The sequence below is a fragment of the Cupriavidus sp. KK10 genome, from assembly GCF_018223725.1.
GTDB classification, from domain to species: Bacteria; Pseudomonadota; Gammaproteobacteria; order Burkholderiales; family Burkholderiaceae; genus Cupriavidus; species Cupriavidus necator.
Map to the genome: position 1 here is coordinate 4,822,935 of NZ_CP073677.1, position 15,346 is coordinate 4,838,280.

General features: G+C 70.1%; 14 protein-coding genes and 1 tRNA gene. 4 read left to right on the forward strand and 11 right to left on the reverse strand.

Annotated elements, in window-relative coordinates; all coding sequences use genetic code 11:
* Window positions 1-157: 157 nt before the first annotated feature.
* The 3 genes from KB879_RS22455 to KB879_RS22465 all read left to right on the forward strand — a co-directional run bounded on the left by KB879_RS22455 (window position 158) and on the right by KB879_RS22465 (window position 2,963).
* On the forward strand, window positions 158-1,174 hold the full coding sequence (locus KB879_RS22455; protein WP_013956980.1) for a tripartite tricarboxylate transporter substrate binding protein: 1,017 nt from the start codon (window positions 158-160) through the stop codon (window positions 1,172-1,174).
* A gap of 65 nt (window positions 1,175-1,239) precedes the next feature.
* Complete coding sequence (locus tag KB879_RS22460; protein WP_013956981.1) at window positions 1,240-2,790, forward strand: class I adenylate-forming enzyme family protein; 1,551 nt, start codon at window positions 1,240-1,242, stop codon at window positions 2,788-2,790.
* Between the two features lie 96 nt (window positions 2,791-2,886).
* A tRNA-Val gene (locus KB879_RS22465) sits at window positions 2,887-2,963 on the forward strand.
* A 64-nt stretch (window positions 2,964-3,027) separates the two neighbouring features.
* On the opposite strand, the gene KB879_RS22470 is transcribed toward KB879_RS22465, so the two are convergent.
* From KB879_RS22470 to KB879_RS22480, 3 genes are read right to left on the reverse strand one after another with little or no spacing between them, the layout of a single operon-like run.
* Window positions 3,028-4,176, reverse strand: coding sequence for a CaiB/BaiF CoA-transferase family protein (locus KB879_RS22470; protein WP_153954598.1), 1,149 nt, complete (start codon window positions 4,174-4,176; stop codon window positions 3,028-3,030).
* 14 nt (window positions 4,177-4,190) lie between these two features.
* The gene (locus KB879_RS22475) at window positions 4,191-5,204 is read right to left on the reverse strand and encodes an NADPH:quinone oxidoreductase family protein (RefSeq protein ID WP_153954599.1); all 1,014 of its coding nucleotides are present in this window, start codon (window positions 5,202-5,204) and stop codon (window positions 4,191-4,193) included.
* A gap of 11 nt (window positions 5,205-5,215) precedes the next feature.
* Window positions 5,216-6,211, reverse strand: a complete 996-nt coding sequence (locus KB879_RS22480) for a tripartite tricarboxylate transporter substrate binding protein (protein WP_153954600.1) — start codon at window positions 6,209-6,211, stop codon at window positions 5,216-5,218.
* Between the two features lie 243 nt (window positions 6,212-6,454).
* On the opposite strand from KB879_RS22480, the gene KB879_RS22485 reads away from it, so the two are divergent.
* The gene (locus KB879_RS22485) at window positions 6,455-7,354 is read left to right on the forward strand and encodes a LysR family transcriptional regulator (RefSeq protein WP_153954601.1); all 900 of its coding nucleotides are present in this window, start codon (window positions 6,455-6,457) and stop codon (window positions 7,352-7,354) included.
* A gap of 12 nt (window positions 7,355-7,366) precedes the next feature.
* On the opposite strand, the gene KB879_RS22490 is transcribed toward KB879_RS22485, so the two are convergent.
* From KB879_RS22490 to KB879_RS22525, 8 genes are all read right to left on the reverse strand, one after another.
* The gene (locus tag KB879_RS22490; RefSeq protein ID WP_153954602.1) at window positions 7,367-8,329 is read right to left on the reverse strand and encodes a phosphatidate cytidylyltransferase; all 963 of its coding nucleotides are present in this window, start codon (window positions 8,327-8,329) and stop codon (window positions 7,367-7,369) included.
* Entirely contained in the window at window positions 8,326-8,952 is a 627-nt protein-coding gene (locus KB879_RS22495; RefSeq protein WP_211979789.1) for a 1-acyl-sn-glycerol-3-phosphate acyltransferase, read from the reverse strand. The genes KB879_RS22490 and KB879_RS22495 overlap by 4 nt, the downstream gene beginning before the upstream one ends.
* A 6-nt stretch (window positions 8,953-8,958) precedes the next feature.
* Window positions 8,959-9,390: a hypothetical protein gene (locus KB879_RS22500; RefSeq protein ID WP_013956988.1), complete on the reverse strand. Its 432-nt coding sequence runs from the start codon at window positions 9,388-9,390 to the stop codon at window positions 8,959-8,961.
* Window positions 9,380-10,771 carry a phosphatase PAP2/dual specificity phosphatase family protein gene (locus tag KB879_RS22505; RefSeq protein WP_211979790.1) on the reverse strand — a complete coding sequence of 464 codons (1,392 nt, stop codon included), beginning with the start codon at window positions 10,769-10,771 and terminating at the stop codon, window positions 9,380-9,382. Before KB879_RS22505 ends, KB879_RS22500 begins: the two co-directional genes overlap by 11 nt.
* Window positions 10,768-12,537: a bifunctional alpha/beta hydrolase/class I SAM-dependent methyltransferase gene (locus tag KB879_RS22510; protein ID WP_153954606.1), complete on the reverse strand. Its 1,770-nt coding sequence runs from the start codon at window positions 12,535-12,537 to the stop codon at window positions 10,768-10,770. The genes KB879_RS22505 and KB879_RS22510 overlap by 4 nt, the downstream gene beginning before the upstream one ends.
* A 4-nt stretch (window positions 12,538-12,541) precedes the next feature.
* Window positions 12,542-13,168 (reverse strand): CDP-alcohol phosphatidyltransferase family protein, encoded by a 627-nt coding sequence (locus KB879_RS22515; protein ID WP_013956991.1) that lies wholly within the window; start codon window positions 13,166-13,168, stop codon window positions 12,542-12,544.
* A gap of 241 nt (window positions 13,169-13,409) precedes the next feature.
* A complete protein-coding gene (locus KB879_RS22520) occupies window positions 13,410-14,480 on the reverse strand; it encodes a M14 family metallopeptidase (RefSeq protein ID WP_211979791.1) in 1,071 nt (356 codons plus the stop codon).
* 63 nt (window positions 14,481-14,543) lie between these two features.
* Complete coding sequence (locus tag KB879_RS22525) at window positions 14,544-15,308, reverse strand: hypothetical protein (protein WP_153954608.1); 765 nt, start codon at window positions 15,306-15,308, stop codon at window positions 14,544-14,546.
* Window positions 15,309-15,346 lie beyond the last annotated feature (38 nt).

Sequence of the window (15,346 nt, forward strand, 5' to 3'; positions counted from 1 at the left end):
CGCCGTACCGCTTCGCCAGCAAAAAGCCAGACTTATCGATTTAAGAATTCCGCTGGCGGGCTTACACCTTTACCGTTTGTGACACCAACATCCCAGCCCGACTTGGCGACAAGGGACAACGGCTGCGCCCGCGGCCGACACAACGAGGAGACAACTGATGGCATCCCTGATCGCATCCCGGCGCCCCGCTCGGGGGCGCCGCGCATGGCTGGCCGGCATGCTGGCCACGGCCGCCATGGTCACCACCGCCGCCTTGCCGTCCGGCGCCAGCGCGGAAACCTGGCCATCGCGCCCGATCCAGCTGCTGATTCCCTATCCGCCGGGCGGCAGCGCCGACCTGCTGGCGCGCCCGGTCGCCGCCAAACTGCAGGAGCGCCTGGGCCAGCCCGTGGTGCTGGACTACCGGCCCGGCGCCGGCGGCACCATCGCCAGCCAGGCGCTGGCGCGGGCCAAGCCCGACGGCTACACCCTGATCATGGTGCTGGCCGCCCATGCCATCAATGCCAGCCTGTACCCGAAGCTGCCCTATGACACACGCAAGGACTTCGCGCCGGTCTCGCTAGTGGCCAACCTGCCGATGATCCTGGCTGGGAGCCCTTCGCTGCAGGCCACCAACGTGAAGGAGCTGATTGCCGAGGCCAAGGCCGCGCCCGGCAAGCTGACCTTCGCCTCGGCCGGCAACGGCAATACCGGCCACCTGGCGGGGGAGCTGTTCGATTCCGTCGCGGGCATCAAGATGACCCACGTTCCGTACAAGGGCAGCGCACAGGTGGTGACGGCAATGCTGTCGGGCGAGGTCCAGCTGACCTTCGACAGCATCTCCACCACCCTGCCGCACGTGAAGAGCGGCAAGCTGCGCGCACTGGCCGTGACCGGCAGCCAGCGCGCCGCGGTCGCGCCCGAGGTGCCGACGCTGGCCGAGGCCGGCGTGCCGGGCATCAGCATCACCGGCTGGTACGCGGTGCTGGCACCGGCCGGCACGCCGCAGCCCGTGATCGACCGGCTCAGCACCGAGATTGCCACGGTGCTGCGCCAGCCCGAACTGAAGGCCACGCTGGCCGCCAACGGCTATGAGCCGGTGGGCTCGACGCCCGCCGCGCTGCGCACCCATATCGACGCCGAGATCAACCGCTGGAGCAAGGTGGTGAAGGAGTCCGGCGCACAGATCCAGTAAGTCTGCTTCGATCCATCATCGCTCTTCGGGTGCGCCACGCTGGCACCCGCATCTCCTTGCCGAACATGACCCAACCGACCCCGCTTCTACGCCCCTTCACCACCATGTCCGTGCTCGTGCGCGAGCACGCCACGCAGCGCCCCGCACAGCGCGCCCTGATGCATGGCGAGCGCGTGCTCGACTATGCCGGTCTAGATGCCGCCATGGACCGCATCGCCGCGGCGCTGGCCCGCGACGGCGTGCGCCCCGGCGAAGCCATCGCCATCTGCGCGTCGTCCTCGATCGAATACGCCGCGGTGTACCTGGGCGCGGTGCGCGCCGGCGTGGTCGTGGCGCCGCTGGCGCCGTCATCCACGCCGGACAGCCTGGCCGGCATGGTTGCCGACGCGGGCGCGCGCATCCTGTTCGCGGATGCCACCGTGGCCGACGTGCTGCAGCCCGTGCGCGGCCAGCTGGCCGCCACGCCCATCGTCACGCTGGACGGCAGCGACGCAGGCCAGCCGTACCAGGCCTGGCTGGCACCCGCCGGCACGCCGGTGACCGAGCCCGGGATCCGCCCCGAGATGCCGCTCAACATCATCTATTCCTCCGGCACCACCGGCACCCCCAAGGGCATCGTGCAGTCGCACGGCATGCGCTGGGCCCATGTGTCGCGCGGCGCCGCCACCGGCTACGGCACGCATGCCATCACGCTGCTGTCGACGCCGCTGTACTCCAACACCACGCTGGCCAGCTTCTTCCCGACCATCGGCCTGGGCGGCACGGCGATCCTGATGACCAAGTTCGATGCGGGCCAGTACCTGGCGCTGGCACAGCAGCATCGCGCCACGCACACCATGCTGGTGCCGGTGCAGTACCAGCGGCTGCTGGCACATCCGGAGTTCGACCGCCATGACCTGTCGTCCTTCCAGCAGAAGTTCTGCACCAGCGCGCCGTTCAGCCCCGCCCTGAAGGCCGAAGTGCTGCGGCGCTGGCCGGGCGCGCTGACCGAGCTGTACGGCATGACCGAAGGCGGCGGCGGCTGCCTGCTGTTCGCCGACCAGTTCCCCGACAAGCTGCATACCGTGGGGCGCCCCGCCACCGGTGCCGATGTGCGCATCATCGACGACGAGGGCCGCGAGCTGCCGCCCGGCAGCACCGGCGAAGTGGTGGGCCGCTCGGCGGCGATGATGAACGGCTACCACAACCAGCCGGAGAAGACGGCCGAGACCGAATGGCATGACGCGCAGGGCCAGCGCTTTATCCGCACCGGCGATATCGGCCACTTCGACGAAGACGGCTTCCTGGTGCTGATGGACCGCAAGAAGGACATGATCATCTCGGGCGGCTTCAACATCTACCCGAGCGATCTCGAGGCGGTGGTGCGCGAACACCCGGCGGTGGCAGACGTGTCGGTGGTGGGCGTGCCGTCGGAGCGCTGGGGCGAGACCCCGGTGGCCTTCGTCGCGCTGCGCGCCGGCGGCGGCGCCACGGCGCAGGACGTGCTGGCCTGGGCCAACCAGCACCTGGGCAAGACCCAGCGGCTGGCCGCGATACATGAGGTGGAGAGCCTGCCGCGCAGCGCCATCGGCAAGGTGCTCAAGCGCGAACTGCGCGACCGCATCACCGGCGCCTGACGCGCCGCGCACGGCACAAGCGCAGGCATCCACGCAAAAAGTTCGCGGGGGTGCTTGCGCAATCGAAAAGGCGTCTCTATAATTCGCGCCTTCGCTAGGCTCGTAGCTCAGCTGGTTAGAGCACCACCTTGACATGGTGGGGGTCGTTGGTTCGAGTCCAATCGAGCCTACCAACGCACAACGGAACACGGACGGTACGCATTGCGCACCGTCCGTTTTTCTTTTCCGGCGCCGGTTTCAGCTGCCGATGCCGAACTCCGCCAGCACCGCTTCGGTATGCTGGCCCAGCGCCGGCGCATTGCCTGCCAGCCGTTCCGATCCTGCCATGCCTGGCAGGTTGGCCCACGGCACTTCGCCGATCCCTGCCAGCGGCAGCCGGCCGAACACGCCCGCCTGCGCGCATTGCGCGCTCTCCAGCAGGTCCCGTGCATGGCCCACGCGCGCGAACAGCACATCGTGCTCGGTCAGCAGCGCCTCCCAGTGCGCCAGCGGCTGTGCCGCAATGGCCTGCGCCACGCGCCGGACCAGCTCCGCCGCGCGCGGCAAACGGCCGGCGCTGGTGTGCAGCGTGATATCGGCCAGCCAGTCGTCGAAACCCAGCAGCGTTGCCAGCCGCACGAACATGGCGTCGTTGAGCATGCTCAGGTACAGCCGGCCATCGGCCGCATCGAACAGCCCGGTGGGCGCATTGGCCACGGCCAGCTCCGCATCGGGGAACATGGCGTCATCCACCATCAGGTAAGACTGCAGCGCGGCACTGGTCTCCAGCAGTGACAGCCGCACGTGCCGGCCGCGGCCGTTGCGGGCGGCCTTGTACAGCGCTGCCGACGCATGCTGGGCCGCATAGAGCCCGGTGCTCAGGTCGACCATGTAGAAGGCAATGCGGCGCGGCTGGCCGGCGCTGTCGCGGTTCAGGTGCATCAGGCCGCTGAAAGCCTGCATGGTGGTGTCCACCGCCGGCATGTTCGCCATCGGGCCGGCATGGCCGTAGCCCGAGATCGAGACATAGACCAGCGCCGGGTTGCGCGCGGCCAGTGCCTCGTAGCCAACGCCCATGCGCTCGGCCACGCCGGGGCGGAAGTTCTGGATCACCACGTCGGCCTGCTGCGCCAGCCTGGCGATGGCGGCCCGGCCGCTGCCGCTGCGCGCGTCCAGCAGTACGCTCTCCTTGCCCGCGTTGCAGGCGACCGCAATCGCGGTCTGGCCGGCGCGGATGCGCCCCATCTGCCGCGACCAGTCGCCGCCAGGCGGCTCCACCTTGATCACGCGCGCACCCTGCTGGCGCAGGATCAGGCCGCAGTACGGGCCGGCGATGCCCTGGCTCAGGTCTAGCACGGTCAGGCCGTCGAACATGGCATCTTCCGTTGCCGCTTGTGCATGGTGCATGTCGTGCTCTCCGTTCAGATATCCAGCATGACCTTGCCGATGGCGCGGCGCGACATCGTGGTGTCGACGGCGTTGAGCCAGTCGCTCAGCGGGAAGTGCTGCAGCACGGGCGGTGCCAGCTTGCCGCTGGCTGCCGCCTGCATGATCTCGGCCACCATCGCCTGCACCCTCTGCGCAAAGCGCCGGCGCTCGTCGGTCAGGCCCCAGCCGATGTAGTAGCCGTAGTTGAAGCCGATCAGGGTCAGGTTCTTCACCAGCAGCAGGTTGGCCGGCACCTGCGGGATACGCCCGCTGGCATAGCCGATCGACAACAACCGCGCGCCCGGCTCCGCGCAGCGCAGCGAGGCGTCGAAGAGATCGCCGCCGACCGGATCGAACACCACGTCGGCCCCGCCCGCGGGGCACAGCGCCTTGACCGCTGCCGCCAGCGTGGCCGCGTCGGACGGCAGCGCATGCGCGGCGCCGTTGCGCAGCGCCGCCTCGCGCTTGGCCTCGGTGCTGGCAGTGGCGATCACGCGCGCACCCATCAGCCGGCCCACCTGCACCGCGGCCGTGCCCAGCGCGCCGCTGGCGCCATGGACCAGCATGGTTTCTCCCGGATGCAGCGCGGCGCGCCACGCCAGCGCCGCCCAGACCGTGCCATAGGTGACGGGCAGCGCGGCCGCCTGCGCCAGCTCCAGCCCGTCAGGCACCGGATAGACCGTGTCGGCCATGGCCACCACTTCCTCGGCAAAGCCGCCCCAGTCCAGCGCTGCGGCCACGCGCTGGCCCGGGTGCAGCCGCGTGACATCAGGCGCCACCTCGATGATCTCGCCCGCGGCCTCGGTGCCGGGCGTGAACGGCAGCGGCGGCTTGCGCTGGTACTTGCCAGACACAAACAGGCTCAGCGCAAAGCCCACCCCGGCATGCCGCACGCGGATGCGCACCTGGCCGGGTGCCAGCGGGCGGCGCGGGATGCGTTGCAGTTCCAGCTCGCTCCAGTGGCACCAGCGGGAGCAGACCAGCCCCAGGTAATCGTTTGCTTGCATCGGCACTCCTGTCATTCGAGCGTGATGCCGACATCGCTGATGATGCGGCTCCATTTGTCGCGGTCGTTCTTCATCACCGTGGCGAAGGCTTCCGGCGTGCCGCCGACAGGCACCAGGTTCAGGTCCTGCATCTTCTTCGCGATCTCCGGCAGGCGCACGATGCGCGCGACCTCGCGCGACAAGGCATCGACCCGTGCCTTGGGCACGCCGGCGGGGAACACCAGCCCCATCCACGCATCGGGCTCGAAGCCCTTGTAGCCGGCCTCCCGGAAGGTCGCCACCTTGGGCAACAGCGCCGAACGCTCCGCGCCGGCGATCGCCACCGGCACCAGCTTGCCGCCCTGCAGCAGCGGCATGGCCGTGCCCACGGCAATAAAGCCCAGCTTCACATGGCCAGCCGCCAGGTCGGTGGCCAGCGGCGCGCCGCCCTTGTAGGCGACGTGTTCCATCTGCAGCCCGGCCTCGCGCTTGAGCAGCTCACCCAGGATATGGCCCGTCGTGCCCGCGCCATACGACCCATACGGATACTTGCCGGGATTGGCCTTGAGCAATGCCACCACCTCCGGCAGCGTGCGCGCCGGGAAGTCCGGCGACACCGCCAGGATGGTGGACGAGATCGCCACCTCGCTGACCGGCGTGAAGTCCGCGATCGGGTCATAGCCGATACCCCGATACAGCGACGGATTCTGCACGTGCGCGGTGAAGGTCAACAGCGCGGTGTAACCATCCTTTGCCGCGCGGGCGACGTACTTGGTGCCCGTGGTGGTGCCCGCGCCAGGCTTGTTGTCGACAATGACCGGCTGGCCCCAGCTCCTAGTCAGCTCCTGCCCGATCAGCCGCGCCACGGCATCGTTCACATTGCCCGCCACCGACGGCACCACGATGGTCAGCGGGCGCGAAGGATAGGGCTCGGCAGAGGCGGGATCGGCGGCGCAGATTGCCGCCGGGATGGCCGCCAGCAGCATGGCGGCCACGGCTGCGCGCAGCCGTGCGGAACGGTGTTGCATCGGTGTGTCTCCTGTCCTTGCTCCCTTCTGTGGTGCCCGCGGGAGTGCGGTGCGCGAGGGATGCCAACGCAGTCTAGGCCAGCACCCCGCCCGGCGTGATTCCCGCGCGGCGCGGGTCAAGTCCTGCCAGGCATGGCGCAGCGCCGCATTGTCCTACCCCTCCCCCGCTGACACGGCGAAGGCAATGGGCGGCGCTACAATGGCTCGCACCGTCCCCGCGCCATTGCAGCGCCGTCACGCCCCATGCGATTCGAGGATCTTGAAGCTTTCCTGGTTGTCATCGAGCAAGGCAACCTGCACCGCGCCGCCGACACCCTCGGCATGACCCAGTCCGGCCTGTCCAAGACGCTGGCGCGGCTGGAAGGCGAAGCGGGCATGCCCTTGTTCGAGCGCACCCCGCGCGGGCTGGTGCCGACCAGCGTGGGCCGCACCCTGGTCGCCCATGCGCGCCGGATCTCGCTGGCCGCGGGCGACATGCGCAATGAACTGGCCGAGCAGCGCGCGGCGCGCGCGGGCACGGTGCGCCTGGGCGCCATCCCCTACCTGCTGCCGTCGCTGCTGTCGCCGCTGCTGGCCCGCTTCTTCCTGAGCCGGCCGCTGGCCACATTTTCGATCGAGACCCACCTGAGCGCGCGCCTGATGGCGATGCTGCAGAACGGCGAGGCCGACCTGATCCTGGGCGCGCGCCCGACCAGCCTGCCGCCGGACATTGCCTGGCTGCCGCTCGGTCCGCTGACCATGCAGATCGTGTCCCGCACCGGCCATCCGCGCCGCGAGGCCTTCCGCACGCTGGCCGACCTGAGCGGCGAGCGCTGGGTGGTGCCGGCCACTTCGCTCTACCTGCGCCAGTGGCTGGAGGAACGGTTTACCTCGGTCGGGCTGCCGCCGCCGCGCGTGGCAGTGGAAAGCACGGCGTCGCCGGTGGCCTTCGGCGAGCTGCTGCGGCACTCGGATCTGCTCGGCATCATGCCGCCGCGCATGCTGCGCCAGGCCGAGGGCCAGGGGCTGGCCGCGATCGAGGCGCCGGGCATGTCGTGGCAGCATGAGCTGGCCGTGCTGTGGCGCGCCGATGGCTACCTGTCGCCGATCTGCCAAGACTTCCGCGATGCGGTGGTGACGTGGTGCGAGGAAATGGAGCTGTAAGGGCCGGGGTGCTCAGGGCACCCACCAGTAGCGGGTGATATGGAAGAACACCGGCGCGGCGAACACCACCGAGTCCAGCCGGTCCAGCATGCCGCCGTGGCCCTGGATCATATGGCCCCAGTCCTTGATGCCGCGGTCGCGCTTGATCGCCGACATCACCAGCCCGCCCAGGAAGCCCATCAGCGCAATCACCAGCGCAATCGCGCCTGCCTGCCACGGCGAGAACGGCGTGATCCACCACAGCGCCGCGCCCAGCGCGGTGGCACTGGCCACGCCGCCGACAAACCCCTCGACGGTCTTGGATGGCGACAGCAGCGGCGCGATCTTGTGCCTGCCGCACAGCTTGCCCCACACATACTGCAGCACGTCGCTGCCCTGCACCACGATCACCAGGAAGGCGATCAGCAGCAGGTTGCGGCCTTCGAAGCCCGGGATCGGCAGCGTCAGCAGCGCCGGCACGTGCGAGATGCAGAACACGCACACCATCACCGCCCACTGCACCCCGGCGCAGCGCTCCAGGAAGCGCGTGGTCTCGGACGACAGCGCCGCAAGGATCGGCAGGATCAGGAAGGCATAGACCGGGATCAGGATCGAGAACATGCCGTACCAGCCGATATAGACCAGCACGTACTGCAGCGGCAGGAACACGAAGAAGGCGGCGACGATGGCGTGATGGTCGCCGCGCCGCGTGGTGATGATGGTGACGAACTCGCGCAGCGCGAAGAACGACAGCAGGTAGAACAGCACGATCACCGCGGTGCGCCCCAGCGCAAAGGCCGCGCCCATGATGCCGATCATCCACCACCAGGCCCAGACGCGCTGCGCCAGGTTGTCGATCACCGCGTGCTGGCCGCCGCCCGCCACCCGCCAGCGCAGCAGCGCGGTCACCGTGGAGGCCAGCAGCAGCACGCCGAACAGGCCGCCGAACAGCAGCCAGGTCTCGGGGCTCCAGTGCAAAGTGGGCATGGCGGTCATTCCAGCTCCGGGGCAAGCGCGAGCAGGCCGTCGCGGCAGCGCGCAAGGAAGGCTTCCTTGCTGTCCTCGGCGGCCAGCAGCACCGGCTGGCCAAAGGTGACGGTGCACAGCAGGGGCACCGGCACGACTTCGCCCTTGGGCATCACGCGGTTGAGGTTGTCGATCCACACCGGCACGAACTCCACCCCGGGGCAGGCCCGCGCGAGGTGGTAGATGCCGCTCTTGAACGGCAGCAGGCGCGCGTCGGTGGTATTGCGCGTGCCTTCGGGAAACAGGATCAGCGAGTCGCCGGATGCCAGCGCGCCGTGCATCAGCGCCACCGGGTCGCTGCCCAGTTCGCTGCGGGTGCGGTCGATCAGCAGCGCGTGGAATACGTCGCGGCCGATAAAGCGCCGCAGCGGCGAGCGCTCCCAGTAATCGGCACCGGCCACCGGGCGCGTGACGGTGCGCAGGTCGGGTGGCAGGCAGCCCCAGATCAGTACGAAGTCGCCGTGGCTGCTGTGGTTGGCAAAGTAGACGCGCTGCAGCGCGGCGGGGATGCAGCCCTGCCAGTTGGCGCGCATCCCGGTCAGCAGCCGGGCGAAGACGATGATGGCGCGCGCGGTCGCGCGGGCAAGCCACATGGTTGGTTACCTCAGGATCAGGGTCAGCAAGGCCAGCGCCAGCTGGCACACCGTCAGCGCGGCGCTCGCGCGCACCAGCCGCAGCGCGCCGCGGGCGCGGTCCGGCAACGGGCGGCCGGCGCGTTGCGCTGGCATCCAGCCCAGTTCGAGCAGCGCGCCATCCAATCCGGCCAGGTCGGGCTGGCCTTGCTGCGCGGTCGCAAGCGCATCGAACAGCCGGCGGTCGATGGCAACGCGCAGCAGCAGCCAGAGCTGGGGCAGCGCCAGCAGCAACGACGCGGCCGCCAGCGCGCGCGGGACCGGCGTGGCCACCCCCAGCCATGCCGTGGCGACGGCGAAAGCCAGCCCGGCCCCGCCGATCCACACCGCGCCCGACAGCGCGCCGGTGACGGCGTGCGCGATCCAGGCATCCGTGCGTTGCGTGAACTCAGCGTCCATCGTCGGGCTCCGGCATGGCGGGACGGTCCAGGCAGCGTTGCAGCGCCTCGGCATGTTCGCGCCCGAGCACCACCGCCGGCCGATGCTGGCGCAACGCCGCCAGCGCAGCGCCGGCGTCGCGCAGTCCCTGCCCGCGCGCCAGCCATGCGGCGGCGACCAGCGCGCTGCGCGAATAGCCGAGCGCGCAGCTGACCAGCACGCGGCGGCCCTGCCGGTGCCAGGCGTCGAGTTGAGCCACGGCCTGGTCCAACTGCTCCGGCGTCGGCACGGTCAGGTCCAGCACCGGCACGCAACAATACGCAAGCGCCGGGCCGGTGGCTGCGCGCGGCAGTTCAGCCGTCAGGTCGAGCACGGCATCCGCCCCGATCGCGCGCAGTTCGGCGCGGGTCGGGAAGCGGCCAACCCAGATGCCGTCTGCGATGGCACTGGGCTGCGGCGCGCGCCGCGTCCACCAGCGCGAATTGAGGAAGGCGCCCAGCAGGTAAGGCGCCAGCACCCAGCGCGCGCCCGGCGCCATCGACCCATCACGGACCTTCTGGAACCACGCCGGCGCGGCCAGCGCGTAGATCCTGGCGACGCAGGCCAGCGCCAGCGCGGCCCACAGCAGCAGGAACGCCAGCGTCACCGACGCGCCCACCGCCAGCACCGCGCACAGCAACGCCACCAGCGCGCACACGGTGTAGCGGCGTGACAGCTGGCGCGTGCGCGCATCCGGCGCGCCGGCCGCGGCCGCGGGCAGTTGCATCGGGAACAGGTAAACGCACAGCCAGCCCACCAGCGCGCCGGCGGGCACATCGATCAGGTGGTGCTGCCAGGTGGTCAGCACCGAGACCCCGATCAGCGCAAACCAGCCGTGCAGCAGCCAGCGCCAGCCGCCGCGCAGGTGGGCCGCAAAAGCGACCCACAGGATCACCAGCAGGCTGATATGCAGCGACGGCGCCTGGTTGAACGGCAGGTCGAAACCGCCCAGCAGCGTGAACAGCTGGCCCGGCAGGCCGTCGGCCTCGGGCCGGGCAAAGCTGAAGCGCAGCGGGAAGGCGATAAAGCATGCCACCGACACCAGCTGCGCCAGCACCAGCCGCTTGACGTGCGTGAGCAGCGCCGCGCGCGTGCGCCACAGGAAGAAGGAGATGCCGTACAGCAAATCGATCGACCAGTACGGCAGGATGGTCCACGGCAGGAACGGGATCCCCCGCTCCCATTCGAAATAGACCGCCGGCACGTTGGCACGCTGGCTCGCCAGCCAGTTGGCAAAGCCGTAGCTGGAGAAAAAGAGCGCGCCGGCCAGCGCCAGCAACAGGCAGGCCAGTCCCCAAGGCCGCTGCCCCGCCGGCCGCTCCGGATGCGCCCCGGCGCCAGCCTCCGTCGGCACCGTGCTCATGCGCCGCGCCTGCGCGCCAGGCTGACGGTGAAGATGCCCCACGGGTCGATGCGCTGGGTCACCTTGTCGAAGCCCGCGGCCCGCACCAGTTCGTCCATCTCGGCCTGCGAGCGGCGGCGCATCACCCAGGCGGCGCCGGCGCGGTGGCTGGTGAGCGCGCGCGCGATGAATTCCAGCTGCGGATGCCAGGGCTGGCCGGTGTAGACCAGGTAGCCGCCGGGCGGCACCGCGCGCGCCAGGCCATCGAGCGAGCGCCGCACCATCGCGTTGTCGGGGAACAGTTCGTACAGGCCGGAAACCACCGCCAGTGTCGGCGCCGGTGCCAGCGCCGCCAGGCTGTCGCCGTCGAAGGCATCGCCCTGCTCGAAGCGGGCCACGTCCGCCAGGCCCTTGGCGGCGATCAGGGCGCGGCCCTGCTCGACGTTCAGCGGGCTGTAGTCGCGCAACAGGATCGACTCGACCGCGGCCCCGCCGCCATCCAGCGCGCCCAGGGCCTCAAGCACATAGCGCCCGTGCCCGGCGGCGATGTCGACGATCCGCACCGGCATGCCGCCCGCCCGCAGCCGCCGCACGGCGTCGGCGATCAGGGCCTCGGCGTGGACCTTGCGCTGGCGGATGCCGCGCCAGCCTATCGCGTCCAGGTACTGCTGGTCGGCCAACCGGCCCAGCTTGCCGCGGCCCGAGGGGGCGTTGCGGTAAACATAGTCGAGCGTCGAGCCCGAGTCGAAGCCGGTCTCATGGCCCAGCCGCACCCCGTCCGACAGCATCCCGCCCAGCTTCAGGTTGGCCCGCGCCGCGCGCCAGTACCAGGCGGCCAACCCGGCCGGCGCCGACGCCAGGCGGTCGGATTCCTCGCGGAACGGGCCGATCTGGTCGGCATCGAGCAAGGAGCGCGGTGCCGACGGCGTGTCGAATTCGCGCAGGATAAAGCGGCGCGCGGCATCGACCGCCAGCTTGCGGTCGCGCTCGCCGAGCGTGTCGTGATAGAAGCCGTCCAACACGATGCGCTCCTTGGTGCGCGAACCCAGGCGCTCATAGAAGCGGTCCTGCGGCCCGCGATGCACGACCCAGTCAGCGCCGGAGATCAGCAGCTGCGTCGGCACCGTGATTGCCGCGGCATCGGCGACGATGCGCTCCGCGGTCTCGTACAGGTCCAGCAGGATATTGACCGCGATCGGGCGCGTGATCAGCGGATCGCTGTCGTAGCTGGCGATCCGCTCGGGATCGTGCGTGAGGAATTTGGCCTTGACGTAGCTGTTGACGAAGAACTTGCCGCGCAGGCGCTGCATCAGCTTCAGCCCCGGCCGCGCAAAGGGCACGTAGAGCTTGACCTTAAACGCCGGCGAGGCCAGCACCAGCGCGCGGATCGGCGGCGCGTAGTCGTGCACCCAGGTGGAGGCCAGCACCGCGCCCACGCTCTGCGCGATCACCGCGGTGCGTTCCAGCGGGATGCCGTGGACCTCGGCGATATGGGTGGTGAAGGTCTGGATATCGCGCACCGAGTCCGCCAGGCTGGGGCTGTAGCCGCGCTCGCCGGGCGAACGGCCGTGTCCGCGCGCATCCCAGGCAAAGATCTCGTAGCCGGGCAGGTTCAGTTCGTCGGCCAGGTGGGCGACCCGGCCGGAATGCTCATGGCCGCGATGGAACAGCACCACGGCGCCGCGCGCCGGGCCCTCCACGGCCGGCCAGTGCCGATAGAACAGCGTCTGGCGGTCGTGGGTCTCGAATTGCCGCTCTTGCGGCTGGCGGGGCGACGCTCGGTCCATCTCGCTACTCCACAGTGCGGGACTGGGCCTCGGCGACACCGCGGCGCACCCGGTTGGCAATCGTGAACAACGACAGCAGCGACAGTACCAGCCACAGCCAGCTGGCGGCCGCGCCAAAGCCCAGGCCAACACCGGCCCACAGCGCGATCGCGCCGACCGCGAAGGCGCGGTCGCTCTTGCCCAGCGGGCCGTCGTAGCGCCGGCTGGCCCCGGCCAGCGGGCCGATCAGCCCGGCGGCCTCGACGATCACCGCCAGCAGCGCGAAGGTGCCGACCTGGCCCAGGCTGAAGCCCGGCAGCGCGGCCAGCGGCAGGATCAGCGCCAGGTCCGAGGCAATGTCGCCAAGCTCGTTCAGGTAGGCACCCAATACGCTCTGCTGGCCGTGCTCGCGCGCAAGCATGCCGTCGACGGCGTTGAGCGCCATGCGCAGGAACAACCACAGGGGAAACAGCAGGAACAGCGCCGGGGACTCGGCCACCAGCATGCCCAGCGTGGCCAGCACGCCCACCGCCAGGGAGCCGGCCGCGGCGGCCAGCGTTACCTGGTTGGCAGTCACGCCGCGCTGCGCCAGGTCTTGCACCATGGGGCGCAACCAGGCCTGGAACCTGGGCTTCAGTTCATAGAGGGTCATCGCACCGGCCTCCCTGCCGAGCTGATGCCGGAAGCGACGCCGTGCGCCAGGCCACGGCGACGCGCAGGATCATGCGCCCCGGCCCGCCCCGACCTCTTCCGTCTTGTTCTTGGTTATTTTCTGACTGCGGCCCGGCTGCGGCACGTGCCGGCCAAGGCATGGCGGCAGTGCCTGGCTCAGCACTCTACCGCCAACATCGAGACATTACCAGAAGGCGCTTGCTGCCAGATGCCGTTGCCGGCTAGACGGAAGCAATGGTGTCCCGCACTGCGTCGGTCACCTGCGCCACCACGCCCTCGCGCCAGTCGTCGGCATCGCCATAGAAGGCACGCCACATCGCCTGGCGGACCAGCGCGCGCTGGTTTTCGTCGGCTTCCGGGTGCTGGTGCAGCCAGTGGTCGCCGCGCAGCGCCTCCAGCACCTCGCCCACCGGCAGCGTGCCGAACTCAAGCGCGATGCCGGCATAGTCCGTCGTGGGCAGGGTCTGCAGCACCGCGTGCCAGGCCAGCCCGGTGAGGTTGGCCGAGGTCGACGAGCCATCGTAGATCGAGGTCACCCGCTCGCCCCAGATCGCGCGCGTGCGCGTGAGCGATTGCGGCGTGTCCGGGCCCATGTGGATGGGCTCGCCATAGCCCCAGGGGCCCAGCCCGGTATGGACGTCGATCCAGCGCAGTGCCTCGCGCCCGGCGCCGAAGCGCGCCAGGATGCGGCACAGCGTGTAGTTGCTCCAGGTGGCCTTGTCTCCGCCGTAGAACATGCCGCCCGGATCCTGGTACTGGCCGCGGCTGACCGCGGCCTGGTACCACGGCATGCCGCGCTCGGCCACGGCCTTCATCAGCTGCGCCTGGTCGGTGTCGGACGGCGGCCATTGCGCTGGCACCAGCAGCGGCGCGATCTCGGCGTAGGCTTCGTTGTGCGGCAGCGGCTGCGTGAAGTCCATAAAATTGCGATTCAGGTCGACGTTGTCCTCGTTGACCCGGCGCAGGTGGGAAAAACCGTAGGGATTGATCGCATGCACCAGCAGCAGGCTGGTGTCGGCGGCGGCGCAATCGGCAAGCAGCGCGGCGTCGTGCAGTATCGTCACCTGTGCGCCGGAGCCGGCAAAGCCTTCGGCGCCATGCGTGCCCGAGGTCACCATCAGGCAGCGGCTGGCGTCGGCCGGGCCGGCCAGCGCCACGTCGATCGCGAGGTCCTCGCCGGCACTGCCGCGCTTGGTGGGATGCGGGAACTGCGCCAGCGCGGCCCCGGCCGCGCGCGCGGCGTCAAGGAACTTCTGGCGGGCTTCGGCGTAGCTGCGAGAAAAATGGCTCATGGCGTGACCGGCGGATGCGATGCAGGCATTAGACGCCAAATCCGCAGGTCTTGCCACCCGCCGCTAGAACAGCGATCCGGATGCATACCCGGGCGATGCCGGCGCGGGCTCCGTCCCCGGACCCCAGATGCCAGGCGCGGTGAACGCCTGCGGATGCATCTCGATCCCGGCCGCGGCCAGCTGGCCGGTGGTCAGCACCAGGTGACGGGCCAGCCAGTCGTGCAGGCTGCGCAGGAAGCGGATGTTGTCGACGCTGTTGGACCCCGCGATCAGCCATTCCAGCTTGATATGCGCGGTATAGACGTCCAGCAGGTTGGTGGCGCGCAGCCGCGGCGGCGTGGACGGGCTGCGCTCGATCGCCAAGATGCGGCGCACCTGCGCCATGCCGATGTCGCCGGTGCGCTGGTACTGCTCGTAGACGCCCTCGAGCGCCGGGAAGCGCACTGTCGGCTGCACGCGCGGCACCGCGGCCACCTTCTCCATGCGCAGCACCAGGTAGCGGATCGCGGCGGCGCGCTCGGCGGCCTGCGCCTGGGCGGGGTCACGGCGGCGGGACGGGGGCGCCACCTCGGGCAAGGCCGTGCGCGGCACCACATCGCGCTCGGTGTAGTCCGGCACCTGCCGCAGCAGGCCCGGATGCGGCACCGCGGCACGCGCGCAGTCGTCGCCAAAGGGATATTCATGCCCTGCGCCGTCGCGCAGGATATAAGCCTGCCCGGCCGGAAAGCCATGGTGGCGGCGGCTCGCGCCCCGCGCATGGCAGCGCGTGGCGGGGTCGACGAAGTCCTTGCGTACGGGGATCCAGCCCCCGTCGTGTGCCTGGGTCATGCGATGCGGGTCATGCCTGGTTTGCTAGACCCGCCATT

Bases quoted from the DNA above. Each gene is read 5' to 3' on its own strand.
- KB879_RS22455 (WP_013956980.1), top strand. From the start codon at position 158: ATGGCATCCCTGATCGCATCCCGGCGCCCCGCTCGGGGGCGCCGCGCA.
- KB879_RS22460 (WP_013956981.1), top strand. From the start codon at position 1,240: ATGACCCAACCGACCCCGCTTCTACGCCCCTTCACCACCATGTCCGTG.
- KB879_RS22470 (WP_153954598.1), bottom strand. From the start codon at position 4,176: ATGCACCATGCACAAGCGGCAACGGAAGATGCCATGTTCGACGGCCTG.
- KB879_RS22475 (WP_153954599.1), bottom strand. From the start codon at position 5,204: ATGCAAGCAAACGATTACCTGGGGCTGGTCTGCTCCCGCTGGTGCCAC.
- KB879_RS22480 (WP_153954600.1), bottom strand. From the start codon at position 6,211: ATGCAACACCGTTCCGCACGGCTGCGCGCAGCCGTGGCCGCCATGCTG.
- KB879_RS22485 (WP_153954601.1), top strand. From the start codon at position 6,455: ATGCGATTCGAGGATCTTGAAGCTTTCCTGGTTGTCATCGAGCAAGGC.
- KB879_RS22490 (WP_153954602.1), bottom strand. From the start codon at position 8,329: ATGACCGCCATGCCCACTTTGCACTGGAGCCCCGAGACCTGGCTGCTG.
- KB879_RS22495 (WP_211979789.1), bottom strand. From the start codon at position 8,952: ATGTGGCTTGCCCGCGCGACCGCGCGCGCCATCATCGTCTTCGCCCGG.
- KB879_RS22500 (WP_013956988.1), bottom strand. From the start codon at position 9,390: ATGGACGCTGAGTTCACGCAACGCACGGATGCCTGGATCGCGCACGCC.
- KB879_RS22505 (WP_211979790.1), bottom strand. From the start codon at position 10,771: ATGAGCACGGTGCCGACGGAGGCTGGCGCCGGGGCGCATCCGGAGCGG.
- KB879_RS22510 (WP_153954606.1), bottom strand. From the start codon at position 12,537: ATGGACCGAGCGTCGCCCCGCCAGCCGCAAGAGCGGCAATTCGAGACC.
- KB879_RS22515 (WP_013956991.1), bottom strand. From the start codon at position 13,168: ATGACCCTCTATGAACTGAAGCCCAGGTTCCAGGCCTGGTTGCGCCCC.
- KB879_RS22520 (WP_211979791.1), bottom strand. From the start codon at position 14,480: ATGAGCCATTTTTCTCGCAGCTACGCCGAAGCCCGCCAGAAGTTCCTT.
- KB879_RS22525 (WP_153954608.1), bottom strand. From the start codon at position 15,308: ATGACCCAGGCACACGACGGGGGCTGGATCCCCGTACGCAAGGACTTC.